Source organism: Candidatus Baltobacteraceae bacterium (assembly GCA_035502855.1).
Taxonomy (GTDB): domain Bacteria; phylum Vulcanimicrobiota; class Vulcanimicrobiia; order Vulcanimicrobiales; family Vulcanimicrobiaceae; genus Aquilonibacter.
On sequence record DATJTX010000024.1, the window covers coordinates 97,059 to 111,919 of the forward strand.

Annotated in this window: 12 protein-coding genes; 5 read left to right on the plus strand and 7 right to left on the minus strand. The window is 62.8% G+C overall.

Going from position 1 to position 14,861, the window contains the following annotated elements:
• Positions 1-36: 36 nt before the first annotated feature.
• The 3 genes from VMF11_09465 (at position 37) to VMF11_09475 (ending at position 5,181) form a co-directional block, all read left to right on the plus strand.
• Positions 37-537, plus strand: a complete 501-nt coding sequence (locus tag VMF11_09465; protein ID HTU70533.1) for an RES domain-containing protein — start codon at positions 37-39, stop codon at positions 535-537.
• A gap of 691 nt (positions 538-1,228) precedes the next feature.
• A complete protein-coding gene (locus VMF11_09470) occupies positions 1,229-2,923 on the plus strand; it encodes a toll/interleukin-1 receptor domain-containing protein (protein HTU70534.1) in 1,695 nt (564 codons plus the stop codon).
• A gap of 53 nt (positions 2,924-2,976) precedes the next feature.
• A complete protein-coding gene (locus tag VMF11_09475; protein ID HTU70535.1) occupies positions 2,977-5,181 on the plus strand; it encodes a tetratricopeptide repeat protein in 2,205 nt (734 codons plus the stop codon).
• Between the two features lie 9 nt (positions 5,182-5,190).
• On the opposite strand, the gene VMF11_09480 is transcribed toward VMF11_09475, so the two are convergent.
• The 7 genes from VMF11_09480 to glpX are packed head-to-tail and all read right to left on the minus strand — an operon-like array spanning position 5,191 to position 12,842.
• Positions 5,191-6,894: a S8 family serine peptidase gene (locus tag VMF11_09480; protein HTU70536.1), complete on the minus strand. Its 1,704-nt coding sequence runs from the start codon at positions 6,892-6,894 to the stop codon at positions 5,191-5,193.
• Between the two features lie 26 nt (positions 6,895-6,920).
• Complete coding sequence (locus VMF11_09485) at positions 6,921-8,174, minus strand: competence/damage-inducible protein A (protein ID HTU70537.1); 1,254 nt, start codon at positions 8,172-8,174, stop codon at positions 6,921-6,923.
• Positions 8,164-8,715 (minus strand): NAD(P)-dependent oxidoreductase, encoded by a 552-nt coding sequence (locus VMF11_09490; protein HTU70538.1) that lies wholly within the window; start codon positions 8,713-8,715, stop codon positions 8,164-8,166. The genes VMF11_09485 and VMF11_09490 overlap by 11 nt, the downstream gene beginning before the upstream one ends.
• Positions 8,716-8,729: 14 nt before the next feature.
• Positions 8,730-9,587 (minus strand): NAD+ synthase, encoded by an 858-nt coding sequence (locus VMF11_09495; GenBank protein HTU70539.1) that lies wholly within the window; start codon positions 9,585-9,587, stop codon positions 8,730-8,732.
• Positions 9,584-10,471 (minus strand): nitrilase-related carbon-nitrogen hydrolase, encoded by an 888-nt coding sequence (locus VMF11_09500; GenBank protein HTU70540.1) that lies wholly within the window; start codon positions 10,469-10,471, stop codon positions 9,584-9,586. Before VMF11_09500 ends, VMF11_09495 begins: the two co-directional genes overlap by 4 nt.
• On the minus strand, positions 10,455-11,891 hold the full coding sequence (locus tag VMF11_09505; protein ID HTU70541.1) for a dihydrolipoyl dehydrogenase: 1,437 nt from the start codon (positions 11,889-11,891) through the stop codon (positions 10,455-10,457). The genes VMF11_09500 and VMF11_09505 overlap by 17 nt, the downstream gene beginning before the upstream one ends.
• A 9-nt stretch (positions 11,892-11,900) precedes the next feature.
• Complete coding sequence (glpX, locus tag VMF11_09510) at positions 11,901-12,842, minus strand: class II fructose-bisphosphatase (GenBank protein ID HTU70542.1); 942 nt, start codon at positions 12,840-12,842, stop codon at positions 11,901-11,903.
• 84 nt (positions 12,843-12,926) lie between these two features.
• Here glpX and VMF11_09515 point away from each other — a divergent pair, with 84 nt between their 5' ends.
• Positions 12,927-14,414, plus strand: coding sequence for a mannosyltransferase family protein (locus VMF11_09515; protein HTU70543.1), 1,488 nt, complete (start codon positions 12,927-12,929; stop codon positions 14,412-14,414).
• Positions 14,407-14,835, plus strand: coding sequence for a GtrA family protein (locus VMF11_09520; GenBank protein ID HTU70544.1), 429 nt, complete (start codon positions 14,407-14,409; stop codon positions 14,833-14,835). The genes VMF11_09515 and VMF11_09520 overlap by 8 nt, the downstream gene beginning before the upstream one ends.
• The last annotated feature ends 26 nt before the right edge of the window (positions 14,836-14,861 follow it).

The following is a 14,861-nucleotide window of genomic DNA, read 5'->3' on the forward strand; positions in this document are numbered from 1 at the left end:
CTGTATCGCGTCTTTCCTTGGGATCCCAGTGCCGCCATGGACCGACCAGGCGGCGCTCTTTTTATCCCACGGTCGAGCACCGGCAGCTTCGATAACCCAGACCTCTTCCAGGGACTCTACTGCGCGGCGTCTCCCGAGGCAGCCATCGGCGAACGGTTCGCCAGACTCCGCGCGTGGCGCCCAGCGACCTTCCAGAATGCCAAAGCCACGTTCGCGCTCGCGACGATCGACACCCAAGACCTCGCCCTCGCCGACCTAGGCCACGTTCCGACGCTGACCAAGCTTGGCATACAGCGCGTGACCGATGTGGTCACCCGGGACCGAGCCGTCAGCCAACCCGTCGCCGCCCGCGCATACCACCTGGGCGCGGCGCACGGTCTTAGCTGGTGGTCGGCCTACGTCGCGGATTGGACGAACGTGTTACTCTGGGATACCACCCGCTTGACGCTGGTCGGCCAGCCTGAACCTTTGAGTGTCGCGCATCCGGCGGTCGCCGCTTCGGCCGATACGCTCCCGCGCTCAGTTGTCTTGCGGTGAGCGACACGGCGGCGATTACGGATCCCTTGCGGCGTGTTAGTCGAAAATATGCTGCGCGTCCGCGCAGTGTCGCTTATGGAGCCACGCCCGTACCGTTCCGACAATCGCTAACGCGGAGCCAAGGTGGCGAGCTGTCGACCATCCGCATCCGCACTGATACGTACGCATCCAGCGTAACGCTTCGTACCCGCGCATTGTCATATGCCACGTATCGCCGTCTTTCGCGGCCCAGCCCAGCCCTTGGGCGAAACGGCAGGCGTCTTCGACGTATTCAGAGGTCATCCGAAATGGGGTGCGCTCAAGAACGCACAGTACCTCGAGCGGCATCTTCGCGGGTCCATTGAAGTCGGCTACGCTCGGCGAACGCGGGTGCATCACGATCGATTAGTACAGAGAAGGGGCCGGGATTCCCCCCGCCCCCCGAAATCAAGCACGCAACGCCCGCATCGTCTCGCACGGGACGCCTCCTTCGGCCGGCAAACTTCCGACGGACGTGACGTCCTGGCCTCCCGTACTAGGATCGACTAAGATCACTCCACACCTCCGGTGCGTTGCGCGCCCTTTCAAACGGGACCACCTTGAGAGGGCGCCCTCAAGCACACGACTCCCTCAGCCGATACGGAGGGTTCCGAACAACGAGGTGCCGATGACTCTGTGGCGAGCCATTGCCGATAAGCTGAGCATTGCAAGAATGCTTCTTGCCGCACGCATTCCGTCATGGTGGGTCCGAATTGTGGTGCTCGCAGGCGTCTACACCGCCGTGATGCTCGTCGTGACGTTGGCAATCCCCGCATGGCACGACTGGGATTGGCGCTTCTTCTCATTGTTGAGCTCCCGCGCCGCGCCGGTTTTTTCACAGGACCTCACCATCGTCGACGTCGCTTGGGACCCGAAGATCTCCGGGATTCCGGCCGACCGCCTCCGCGTCGCAAGTTTTCTCAATGGCCTGGTGAAGACCGGCCTCGGACAAACCCATCAATGGCCCGATGGCGTCATCCTCGATTTCCGGTTCTACCCCTGTCATTCGCAGCCGTGCACGCTCGACGAGCGCAACGCTCGTGACGCGCTGGTGACGAGCATCCGCACTGCGACCTATTATTTTCCCGTCTATGCGACCGAGCAATTCCCGGTGGACGTCGCCTACGATCAGGCGGCTGGACCGCTCGACCCCCAGGATCAAGCAATCTACGCGGCCGTGAGCGGAGCAGCGGACACCATCTTCATCAGCAATACGCGCGAAAGCGGCCTTTTCTACCGCCGTTGTTACAGCCAGGTTCCCGTTGTCTCCGGTGACATTCAAGCTTACGAGGACGTCTGGTCGATGGTCGCGCGCGTTCTGATGCTTCCGACGCGCGGCGGCGCAACGCTTCCCGCGTGCGACCCCACCGAGGTCGCGTTGCGCTTAGGCCCAAAGATCGCGCTGGCCGCGCCCACCGTGTATCGCTTCACGAACGCATCCGCATTTCAAAACTACCCGCAGCTCGACGGAACGTACGTCATCGTCGGTACGATCGAGTATGACAGGTCGCCCTATGCGGATCGAAGCGGTCCCGAACTGCTCGGCTGGGCGCTAAGCAACGCGCGTGACCAGGGCCTGATGGACTACTATGACGTGCAGCCCCAGAATCGGTTCCTTCTCTTGCTTATCCCCGTCTTTTCGGCATTGGCCGTGCTCGTGTATGCCGCGACGTTTTTTCTGCTAAAGCGTACTCGTCTACGCGCGGCGCGCCATTTGCTTCCGGCTCTCTCGTCGGTAATCGCGCTGGCGCTCGGCCTGGGCATCTTCCTGCTCTTCGAATTCTGGATGTTCTCCTCGCACCACATCCAGCCGCAAGTATCTTTGATTTCCATCGGTATCGTCGTCGCGTCGGGGCTCGGATTCGTCCGCGGATCGCAAGTCTTGAACGACGAACGCAATGCCATCGAACCCCTTCCAGTGGAAGCCTACGACTACGATGTCTTCGTCAGTTATGCGCGCGAGGACGGCGCCTGGGTTTATGAACACGTGTACGTTCCCCTGCGCGACGCCACGCTATCGAACGGTGAAAAGCTCTCGGTCTTCTTCGACACGTCCGCCATTCGCGGAGGCAGCGACTGGCAATCGAAGATAACTCTTTCGCTCGATGCCAGCCGCTTCGTCGTGCCGGTGTACTCTGAAACGTATTTCACGAAACCGTATTGCCGTTTCGAGATCATGCGCGCGCACCGAAAGTGGATCAATGCCGGCATCGAGTCGCGCTGCGTCTTCCCGGTCATGCTCGGCCATCCCAAGATTTACGAACCGGTCAGCGACATCCAAGCCCGCAGCATCGACGACGACCCGAACGTCGTCCAGGAGTACATCGCCGAAATCGTCGACCGCCTCTCGCATGGGCCGGTGACCTAAGCCCGCGGCGGACGGCAGGCTTACGGCCGCTCGCCAGCGCACCCTACCGCACCATGGCCGGCTGGATACGCGCCTGCTTTTTGCTCGCCCTCGCGATATCGATGCAGGGACCTGCGTTCGCGGCGGCGCCGCGCGTGCATACGGTCAAGCAAATCTTCCTGGACGGGAAGCGGGCGGCGACGGCCCAGGTGACGGTAACCCGCGGAACATCCGTGCGGCACACGCTGCAGCTCGGGGAAACGATCCTAGATGGGACACGCATCGACGTGCCCGCCCACGTAGTCGCTGTTATCGCGAGCACCGGCGGCAAGAGCACGATTACCCTCGAGCCGGGGGCCAGTATCACGTTCGTGAGCACCGGGGCGGGCGAACTCGTGAAGCGCAACGGCGGGAACATGACGTTCGACATCGTGCCCCACAGTCTCAATTTCTTTCAAGTCCAGTCCGGCGTGGCGCTCTCGGCTTCGGTCCCCGGAACGGTATTTTCGATAACCGGAAGCGACGGAAGCGTGACGTTCGCGTGTACGCGGGGCGAGATCAACGTCAGCAAGACGGGATACCTCGTCATCGGCACGGCCTCACCGTTCAAAGCGACGCTCACGGACGTGGTCGCGGCGGCAGGAATGTCGCACATCACCTATCATCCCACCGGCACATGGTTCTTGGCGAAGTTTTCGAACTACGCGCAGGCAGAAGCGTACTACGAACGGCAGCTCGTGTTGGCGCGCAAGAGCAAGGACTCCAATGCAATCGCGGTTGCGCTTCGAAATCTTGCCACAGTCCAGTGGCACGCCGGCGAATATCATGCGGGGATCCAATCGTTCGGCACGGCACTTGCGGTCGAACGCGAGCGCCGCAACCTCGTCGGCGAGGCGAACGCGCTCAAGGGTATTGCGGTGATCGAAGATACACAAGGCGATCATGCGCAGGCGCTTCGCACGTTTGCTCAAGCCCTCGCCCTTTATCGACAGGAGAACGATCGCGAGGGAGAAGAGGCAGTTCTTAGCAACACTGCAGTTACGGCGGATGAAGAGGGCCGCGAGGACGACGCACTGCGTTTGCAAAGTCAAGCTTACGCGTTGAGTCGCGCGCTCGGCGATCGAGACTCCGAGGCCTACGACCTTATCGACATGGGAAACGTCCGCATCCATCAGGGCCGGTACGCCACCGCAGCGGAACTGAATAAAGAGGCGCTCGCGTTGCTCGTTCCCCTCCACGATGCTTACGGGCAAGGACTGGATGAAAGCAATCTTGGCTTGATCGCTTCGCAGCAGGGCCGGTACGCCACTGCGCTCCAGTGGTTTGCGCAGGCACTTTCGCTCGACCGCACGTTGGGAGATCTCGACGGCGAGGCGATCATTCTCGGTAATATCGGGAACGCGCAACAACATCTGGGCAAATACCCGGAGGCGTTGAATGCCGAGGAGCAATCGCTTGGGCTCTATCGCCGAATCGGCGACCGCGGGAACGAGGGTTACGCGCTCATCGGTATCGGCCTGATCCAAATGTTCGAAGGGCGCTACGCGGAGGCACTGCAAGCGGGGGAACAGTCATTCGTGCTCGGGGGAGCCGTCAACGAACCCGAAATCGAAGAAGGCGGTCTTCTCGATGTCGCGCTGGTCCAATGGCGCGAGGGGCAATACGATGCAGCGTCGGCGACATCGCAAAAGAGCCTTGCGGTTAGCAAACCGATCGGCGGCGACGACGAGGGAAGCGCTTTGGTCGTGCTGGGTTACGTGCAAAACAGCCTGGGTCAATATTCAGCCGCAATGAGTTCGGAGCAACAGGCGCTGACGCTCGTACAGAAGGCGGGGGACGTCGACGGCCAAGGCGATGCGCTCAGTGGATTGGGCCTCGCGCTGCTTGGCCTGGGAACCGACGCCGATGCGCTTGCCTCCGAGCAGCACGCGCTCTCCCTCTATCGTACCGTTTCCGACCAGGACGGTCAGGGGCGTGCCCTCGATGACTTGGGCCGAGTTCAAACCGCGCAAGCTGCGTACGCAGACGCAATGCGATCGCTCCAAGCCGCGCTAAAGATTTTCCGCTACATTGGCGATCCTCACGGCGTGGCCGACTCGCTCGCCGACATCGGCGCGATCGACGAAAAACAATTGCAGTACGGCGACGCTCTGCAATCGTACCAGCAGGCGCTCGCACTCTATCAGCAAGTCGGGGACCACTTCAACGCTCCGAAGATTGCGCAGGCTCTCGCCCGCGTTCAGGCTCTTCTGCACGCAGAAGCGAGCCCCACCCCGTAGCGACGACGCTTATGTCGGCGGGTGCGGGTCGCCCAATGCGGTCGCGATGGCGCGGTAGACGTTGAGCCGGCCGCAGCCCTGATGCGGATCGTAGATGTTATCGGCGGTACTGCACAAGAGTTCTTTCATCGCGGTCGGCGACTGGTAACTCGAATTCACCGAGAGCACGAGCGCGGCGGCACCGGCGACGTGCGGGGTCGCCATCGAGGTCCCGGCGATCTCGGTCAGGCAGTTGCCGGGCTCATTGAACTGCGGATCGTCGCACTGGCCCGCGTAGCTGCTATCGAGCGGCGTCGTCGTCCAGATGTTTTCGATCCAATGCAGGTAGTCTTGATCCGTATCACCGGTCGGATCGCCGCCCGGTGCAACGATGCCCCACGAGGCCGAACTGTTGAGCGTGTTGACCGAGCCGTATTGCGAGTAGCTCGCCACGTATTCCGTATTCGAACCGGAGTAGCCGGTGCCGTTCGCCGCGCCGTCGTTGTAGGCGCTCGCGCCGACCGCGATCACCCCCGGGTCGCAGCCGGGTGCCGACACGCCCGAGCCCCCGCTGTTGCCCGCGGCGGCAACGACGATCACGTCGCTCGCGATCGCGTTGGCAATCGCCTCGCCCTCAACCGGGTCGGGGTCCGCTCCGCTCACGCACGAGCTTCCGCCTAGACTCATGCTGATCACGTTCGCGCCGTTGTTCACCGCGTCGTCGATGGCGCTCGCGATATCGGTGTCTGTTGCCGTGCACTGCGGGTCGGTCGAGTTCGGATTGGTGCAATTATCGTCGGGTGTCGGGAAGACCCGATACAGCATCAACGACACGTTGCCGGCGTCGCCCGCAAAGCCATAGTCGTTGTTCGCGTTCCCTTCGGCGATGCCGGTGACGTCCGTACCGTGCCCGTCCTCGTCGGTCACGTACGTGCCCGTGCTTTGCGCATTGCTGTTCGGATCGGTGATGAAGCACTCGGTGCGCACGATACTCGCCTTGGCAAGCTCCGGATGCGTCACGTCCTCACCGGTGTCGATGATCGCCAACTTCACGTTGGTCGAGCCGAGCGCTGCGGCGTTGGTGATTCCGCTGCCGTTGTTCAACTGCGAATAATCGAAAGCGTGCTCGAGCTGCACGACGTGCATGTCCCACTGCCCGCCGACCGCGCTGTTCTCGTAGAGCGGTGCGGGGACGCCGGACTGGCCGTCAAAATACGGGTCGTTGCCGAGATAGGGGCCATTGACGCTCAAGGCGGAGAGACGCTGCGATTCGCCGACCGCGACCACGCCCGGCGTCGCGCGGAGCGTCGATTCGACCGCGCTCGCGTCGGCGGGCGTGACCCGCACCAATCGGGTCGCGTATCCGATCTTTGCATAATCGAATTCTCCGACGTTCGTCCCACCGATACGCGCATCGATCGTGACCGCCGGATTCGCGATCACGGATGGACGATAGGTCACTTCGATCAGTCCCGGACTCGCGATCACTCCCGACGCCTTACGATACATGCGTCGCGTAACCGATGCCGATCCCGCTGCACGCGCAACCGACGAAGCGCTATCTGACGAAGGACACGTGTAAGCGGATGACGAGCCGCCGCTCGGCGCGCTCGTGGGCTCCATTGTCGCAATTGCGGCGACGCTGCTGCCGCCGCCTCCGCCGCCGCACGCGGCGAGAGGAATCAACAGCAGCGCTGCCGTGAGTGACGCGCCAAAACGAGCAAGCAGAATCAAGGGAACCTCCCGGGGTGCGCTTGAGCTTAGCGTGACAAGCTTAGAAAACGCCAAACCAAACCGAGCGCCATCACGGTTGCCCGGCGCTGTACTGCGTCGCGGTCACCGCGGAAATGAAAACGATATGTCTTGCTTTCCCCCTCTGCGTCGATGGCGAACCATACCAAACCAACCGGCTTCTCGTCGCTCCCGCCGTCGGGACCGGCGATGCCTGTGGTCGAGAGGCCGTAGTTGGTATGGAGACGTTCGCGCACGCCGCGCGCCATCTCCCCCACCGTCTCTTCACTCACCGCGCCGTAGCGCTCGAGCGTTCGCCCGCTCACGCCGAGCTGCTCCACCTTGACCGCATTGTCGTACGCCACGATCCCACCGAGGAAACTCTGCGACGAACCCGGCACCGCGGTCAGCGCCGCCGCAATCCGGCCACCCGTACACGACTCCGCGACCGCGATCGTCGCAGCGCGCGCCCGCAGAAGCTCGTGCACCGCGCCTTGCAGCGTGAGGTCATCGGCGCCGAAGATAAATCCGTCGAGGCGGCCTCGGATCTCGGTCTCGAGTTGTGCGATCATCGTGTCGGCGAGGTCTTGCGAATCCGTCTTGGCCATGATCTTCACGTCGCACAAGCCCTCGTGAGCGAGGACGGCGATCTTCGGATTCTCGCTCGCGCGAAAGAGATCGTCGATGCGGTGGTCGATCTCGGATTCGCCGATGTTGACGGTGTGGAGCACGCGCGTATAGATGGCTTCGCGCACCGCGTAACGTTCGCGTAAGAATGGAATTAAGAGGTCGGTGAGCATCGGGCGCATCTCGCGCGGTACGCCCGGCATACACGCGATGAACTTCCCGTCCTCGCCGAACGCGACGAACCCGGGAGCCGTGCCGCGCGGGTTCTCCAGCACGAGACTGCCGCGCGGCACATACGCTTGTTTGCGATTGTTCTCGCGCATCTCCCGCCCGATCTGTGCAAAGAATTCTTGCATTTGCTTAAGAGAGGGCTCGTTTAATTCTACGTCGAGTCCGAGTGCGTCACACACGGCTTCCTTGGTTACGTCATCGATTGTCGGCCCGAGTCCTCCGGTTGTGATGACGCCGGTTACTCGCTCGAGGGCGCCACGCATCGCACTCGCGATTCGCGCGCGATTATCGCCGACCGCGTGTGTGCCGTACACGTCGATGCCGTTTGCGGCGAGCGACTGCGCGATGAAGACCGAGTTCGTGTCGGTCTGCTGGCCGAGCAGCAGCTCGGTGCCGACTGCGATCAGCTCGACGCTAAGGGGCATCGAACCACGGCGGATACGTAAAGCGCACGTCGGCATCGAATCCTCGGGCCGCTTCGATCATCGCGCTGCGGCGCTCGTCGGCGTGCGCGGGGCCGGGCTTTTCGCGCTGCATCTTCACCTTCATCTCGCCGAGGCGCTCGACGAAGCGCGCGAAGCGCGCATCCATCGCAGCCTGCAGCCGTGCTTTGAGGATTTTGCCTACGCGCGGAGCAAGACCGCTGGTGGCGATCGCAATGCGCACCGGGCCTGCTTTGGCAATCGCCGCCATCGCAACGAAACCGTACTTCGGCTGATCGATGCAGCAGAGCAGAAACTTATGCTCGTCTGCCAGCGACCGCAATCGCGCCGAGAGTGCATCGTCGAGCGGACACGAGATCACGAAATACGCGTCGGTCACATCCTCGTCTCGCAGTACCGACGGGTCCTGGATCCAGCGCACGTCGGCGCCGGATTCGCGCAGCGACGCCTCCTTTTCGATTGCTTCACGGTCGTTCGCGGCACCGATCACCACGCAACGCCGCCCCACCAAATTGAGGCTCACCGGGAAAAACGCCATCAGTAGTCGACCGGGCGCAAGTAGAACTCGTTGATCGCCGTGTTGGTCAGCATCGCCGTCGTCGGCAAGTGCCGCTTCCAATGCGTCGAATCGACGCGGCGGCGCACCAGCACGACGTCTTGACGATCGAAGCCGCGCTGCACCAGTTGGTCGTCGGTGTAGCCGATCAAGAGCTGCGCAAGGATCGCATCGGCACGTGCATACGTGATACCGATGTCGCCCTCGTCGGTTTGGTCCGCTTCCAGATCCGCACTCGGCGCCTTGTCGACCAGGCGCTGGGGCACACCGAGATACCGCGCCAACGCCCAGACCTGCGTTTTGAACAGGTCACCAAGCGGATTGACCGGCGGCGTGTCATCGGCGTGCCAGGTGAAATAGCCGAGAAGCCGTTCCGTCTTGTTTCCGGTACCGATCGGCAGCGCGTCCAGCTTGGCGGACTGATCGAAGAGCACGACCATGCGGGTGCGTGCCATCACGTTACCCCGCCGGCGCGCGTCCGCTTCAGGTTCGAATTGCAGATAGCCGTCGACCGCGGCCGTGATCTCGATTGTCCGCGCGTTGATGCCGAGGTCGTCGATCACGAGCTGCGCGTCGGCCAAGCTCTCGGGGCTCGACGTTTTGTACGGCAAGCGCATCGCGTACACGTTCTCGGCGCCGAGCGCCCGCGCGCAAAGATACGCCGTGACCGCGGAGTCGACACCGCCCGAAAGCCCGACCACGGCGCGGCCGATGCCGCGGCGCTCGATCATCTCATCGCGCAGAAACGCGACCAGCCAGCGCGCGGCCACCTCGGGGTTGATCGAGGGCGGCAGCTGCAGCGCATCGGTCGTCGCGCGCACGACGGTGAGCGTTTTCACGCGCGCCCCTTGGGAAGCGGCAACTCATCGTCGAGCAAGAGGTCTGGCAAGACCGCCTCGAGATCGCCGAGCAGCGGCAACGACGCGCGGGCAAGATCGGCGTCACGCAGATCGATCGCCGCACTGAGCACGCACTCGCCGAATTCGGGCCCCTGCACGATGATCTCGCCGCGCGGGTCGATGACGCACGAGGACCCGGTCATGCCTTTGCCGCCCTCGAATCCGGTCAAACCGGCGTAGATCACGAAAACGCCGTGCTCGCTGGCGGCGGCGCGCAGGATCTCGCGCCAGTGCGTGATCGAGGTCAACTCGTGTGCGCCTTCGATTCCCCGCCCGGGCGCCGCGGAAGGCACGAGCAGGATGCGCGCTCCCTTGATCGCAGCGATCGTCGGCATGATCGCATGCCACATGTCTTCGCAAATCAGCATCGCAACGCGGCCGTACCTCGTCTCGAACGTCTGCAACCGCCGTCCACGCGAAAGAAACCGCGCCTCGTCGAACACGCCGTAGGTCGGCAAAAACATCTTGCGATGAACGTGCAGGATCTCGCGGCGCCGCGGACCGGCGCGGACGTACATCGCGCTGTTGTAATACGTTCCGTCGTCGTTCTCGTAGAAACCGCAGCACAGATCCACCTCGCGCTCGCTTCCGGTGCTCTGCCATGCCCGTGCAAGATCGTCGGCAAACCGCTGCGCCGGACGGGCCAGATCGTAGACCGCGCCTTCGAGAAAATAGCCGGTCAGCGCGGCTTCCGGCAACACGATCACATCGGGCGCGCCGCCGTCGGCGCAGATCTGCGCGAAGATCTCGGCGCACTCGGCGAGGTTCTCGTCGTAGCGTCCCTTCGCGGGCTTGACCTGAACGACGCTAATCTGCACCGCCACTGGTAGCCATCTCGACCATTTGGTCGACCGCCTCCTTCAGGCCGCACTGCGCCGCACATTCCTCGGCCGGGTACGTCCAAATCTCGGCCAGCGTCGGATGAAGATGTGGAATGCGCATGAAGTCACCCACCGTCGCACGATAGTTCATTGCCACGATCACTTCATGGATCAACTCGGACCCCTGCGGACCGATGACCGAGGCGCCCAAGATCTCGCCGGTCTTGGGGCGAGCCATCATCTTCACGAAACCACGCGTTTTGTTCAAGCACATCGCTTTGCCGTGCTCGGCAAAATCGTACCGTCCGAAAAGATACTCGATGCCGGCGCGCTTGAGATCTTTCTCGGTCATGCCGACGTGCGCGATCTGCGGGTCGGTGAAGATCGCGTGCGCGCCGAAGATGCGGTAGTCCGCCTCTTCATTCGTGCCGCTCACCGCGTTACGCGCCGCGATCTCGCCTTGGTAGATCGCGACGTGCACGAGCTGGAACTCGTCCATCACGTCGCCGATCGCGAAGATGTTCGGGCGGTTCGTGCGCAAGGTGAGGTCGACGCCGATGCCGTCCTCGAGATCGTACTCGACGCCCGCCGCAGCAAGACCGAGCCCCTCGACGTTCGGCACGCGCCCCATCGCGAAGAAAATCTCCTCCACCGCGAGTTCCAACCGCTCGCCACCGACCGCGTAGTGCACGACTTTGCGCTGGCCGCGCTTTTCTACGCGTGCCACGGTCGCATAGGTAACGACGTTGATGCCGTCCTCGCGAAAATATCCGGTGAGCGCCTCGCCGACGTCGTCGTCCGCGTCGGTGAGGAGATGGTTGCTGCGAATCAGGACGGTGGTTTTCGCGCCCATGCGCGCCAGAAATTGCCCGAGTTCGCAAGCCGTGTAACCGCCACCCAGGACAGCGACCGACCCCGGAATGCGCTCGAGTTCGAGCACACCGTCGCTGTCGATGTATCCCGCTTCGCTCAGCCCGGGTATCCGTACCGGAGCGACCGAACTGCCGGTTGCGATGATGAACGAGCGTGCCTGCAGGCGCATGTCCTCGCCGACCATCACCGCTTCGTCCGAGACGAATTGCGCGTGCCCGAGATGGACCGGAAACGTATTGATACCCTCGATGCGGTGATCGGCGAACTCCTTGACGAGCGCGCGTTTGCGCAGCGCGACCGCCTGCATGTCGGCCGCAATCGTTCCCTCGATCTGAATGCCGAGCGCCGGTGATTCGCGCACGTCGTGCAGCGCATCGCTCGAAGCGATGAACGCTTTGCTGGGCATGCAGCCGCGCAGGATGCACAAGCCGCCGAGCGGACCGTGATCGACCAGTGCGACCTTCGCGCCGAGTTCGTTTGCAACGCGAGCCGCCGCATAACCGCCCGAGCCGGCTCCGAGGACGACGAGATCGTAGTCGTGAGTTTGCATATCGTCTATCTAACGCGGGCGCGCCCTGAGCAGATGAATCGACTCGATGAACCGCACCGTCCCATTTGCGTGGACGAGAATCGAGTGGGTACGCGCGTGGTTGCCGAAAAACCGGACCCCTCGTACCAGGTCGCCGTCGGTGATGCCCGTCGCGCAGAAAATGACGCTGTCGCTCTTCACGAGGTCGTCGATCATCAAAACGCGGTCGAGGTTGCCGAATCCCATGGCGATCGCGCGATCCGCTTCCTCTTGGTTGCGCGGCTGGAGGCGGCCCATGAAATTTCCGCCTAAGCACTTGATCGCGGCTGCGGCCAGCACGCCTTCGGGCGCGCCGCCGGTACCCATTGCCACGTGTATCCCGGTGGTGTCGATCGCGGTCGCGATGCATGCGTCCACGTCGCCGTCGGAGATCAGCTTGATGCGAGCGCCGGCTTCGCGCACCTCTCTGATCAGCTCGGCATGACGAGGACGGTCGAGGATGACGACGCAGACGTCGGCCAGCGGCTTCTCGAGCGCGTTTGCTACTGCTTCGAGATTGTCGAGTACCGGTGCGTCGATGTGCACGTACGGAGCGGCCTTCGGCCCGACCGCCAATTTTTTCATATACGAATCGGGCGCGTGCAGCAGACCTCCGCGCTCGGAGATCGCCATCACCGCGATCGAATTGGGTAAGCCGTTGGCGACCAGATTCGTGCCTTCGACCGGATCGACCGCGATGTCGACCTCGAACCCTCCACGGCCGACTTCTTCGCCGATGTACAGCATCGGCGCTTCATCTCGCTCACCTTCGCCGATGACGATCCGCCCCGAGATCTCCATTTCGCCGAGCGCTTCACGCATTTTCTCGACGGCGGCACCGTCGGCTTCATCGCGCTCGCCCCTGCCCATGTAGCGGGACGCAGCAAGCGCCGCACTCTCGGTAACCTTGATGAAATCGAGCGAGTTGACCATGCCGCTCAGCCTCTACAAGGGAACTACTCCGATTCCTTTAAGAAATGCGCGGTGTCTGCCCACGCTCATAGCTCGCGCCCCGTCATGCGCACGCCCGCCACAGTCGATCTACTTGCCGCCGGTCCCGCGCCGTGCGCAATCGTTGCGCTCGCCGGTTTTACGCTCGGCTTCTTTGCGTGGCTCACGCTGATCGTTCCGCGCCATCACGCACTGCTCAGTGACGCAGGGCTGCTCGTTTCGCTCGCGCTCGGTATCGCGGCGACGTTGTGGCTCTGGCAGCGCTACGCCCACTACTTTTCTCGCAGAACCGGGGCCACCTACGCGCGCTCCCTGCGCTACGACGCGCTCACCTGGGCGCCGTTCGTCCTACTCTGGCTCACGTTCGTACTTGCGCCGGCGCTCACGCACGGCGAGTCGCGCACCTTCGCCATCTGCGCGACGCTCTTTTGTCTCGGCAAAGTTCTGATCGCCGCGCGCTTCAACCAGACGGTGCGCGAGGTACTGCTCGATTTCGTCGTGACGCGCACCGCCATCATCGTCATCGCGGAGCTCGCCGCCATCATCATCGGTCAGCGCGCCGGTCAGCACGTGCAAGAATCGACGAACCTGCTCCTCAACGTTTGGGGCCGCTGGGACGCCGTCCACTATCTCGCGATCGCCTCGCAGGGATATCAGGGCACGGACATGGCGTTCTTCCCGCTCTTTCCGCTGCTGATTCATCTGCTCGGGCTCTTGGTGGGCAATCACCTCATCGCCGGACTGCTGATTTCGAACGCATCGTTCTTCTTCGGCTTGCTCTACCTTTACAAGCTCCTCGAGCACGAATACGATCGTCCGGTCGCGCGGCGCGCGATCTTCTACGTCTCGATTTTCCCGTCGGCGTTCTTCTTCTCGGCGGTCTACACCGAATCGCTTTTCTTCATGCTGACGGTCGCATCGTTCTACTATATGCGCGCACACCGCTGGTGGCTGGCCGGCGCAATCGGGCTCCTCGCGGCGATGACACGGGTCGAGGGCGTACTGTTGGTCGTTCCGTTCGCCATCGAATGGTACATGCAGTACAAACCAAATCTGCGCCGCCACCGCAGCGACCTCTACGCGGGCGCCCTGATCCCGCTCGGTTTGCTCGCATACATGGCGTACCTGTGGGTGCTCGTGGGCGATCCGCTCTATTTCTCGCACGTGCAGATCCATTGGAACCGCCACTTTGCGGCACCCTGGGTGAGCGTGATCAACTCCGTTCACGGCATCTTGCACGCTACGCAAGGTCAGACGATCGCCGACCAGGGCATGGAATTGGCTTTCACCGCGCTGATGGTCGCCGTGCTCATCGGCGGCTGGAAACAGTTGCGGCCGTCGTACATTGCCTACATGGCGCTCTCGATCCTGATTCCGATGTCGACCTCGAGCCTGATGAGCATGCCGCGCTTTGCGCTCGTGCTCTTTCCGATGTACGCAATCCTCGCTCGCGACGGCGAGAAGCCCTGGGTCAACAACCTGATCGTCGCGTTCTTCCTGCCGCTCCTGGGACTCTTCACCGTCCTCTTTGCGAATTGGTACTGGGTTGCGTAGCCGCATCGCTGCCCTGATGGAGCGCCGCGGCGTGCGTCAGTTCGTCAAATTCGGGATCGTCGGCGCGTCGGGATTCATCGTCAATCTCGTGGTCTTCACCGTTCTCCAGCGCCTCGATCCGCAACATACGCTCGCCCTGCACTACGATGTGCTCTACTCGATCGGCTTTCTCGCCGGTGGCGTCTCGAACTACTGGCTCAACCGCGTCTGGACATTTCGCTCGAGCGGGCACGCGGTTCGCGAAGGCGTGCAGTTTCTCACCGTTTCGGTGATCGCACTGATCTTCGGGCTGATCGTATCCGCCATGGTCGCGCCGTTCTTCGGCCACGGCCACCGCACGTGGTTCGTCGGCACGGTCGCCGGCATCTTCGTCAACTTCTTCGTCAACAAATACTGGACGTTCAAGGGTGCTCCGGCCTAGGCTCCGTTCAAAGGCGCTCCGCCCCG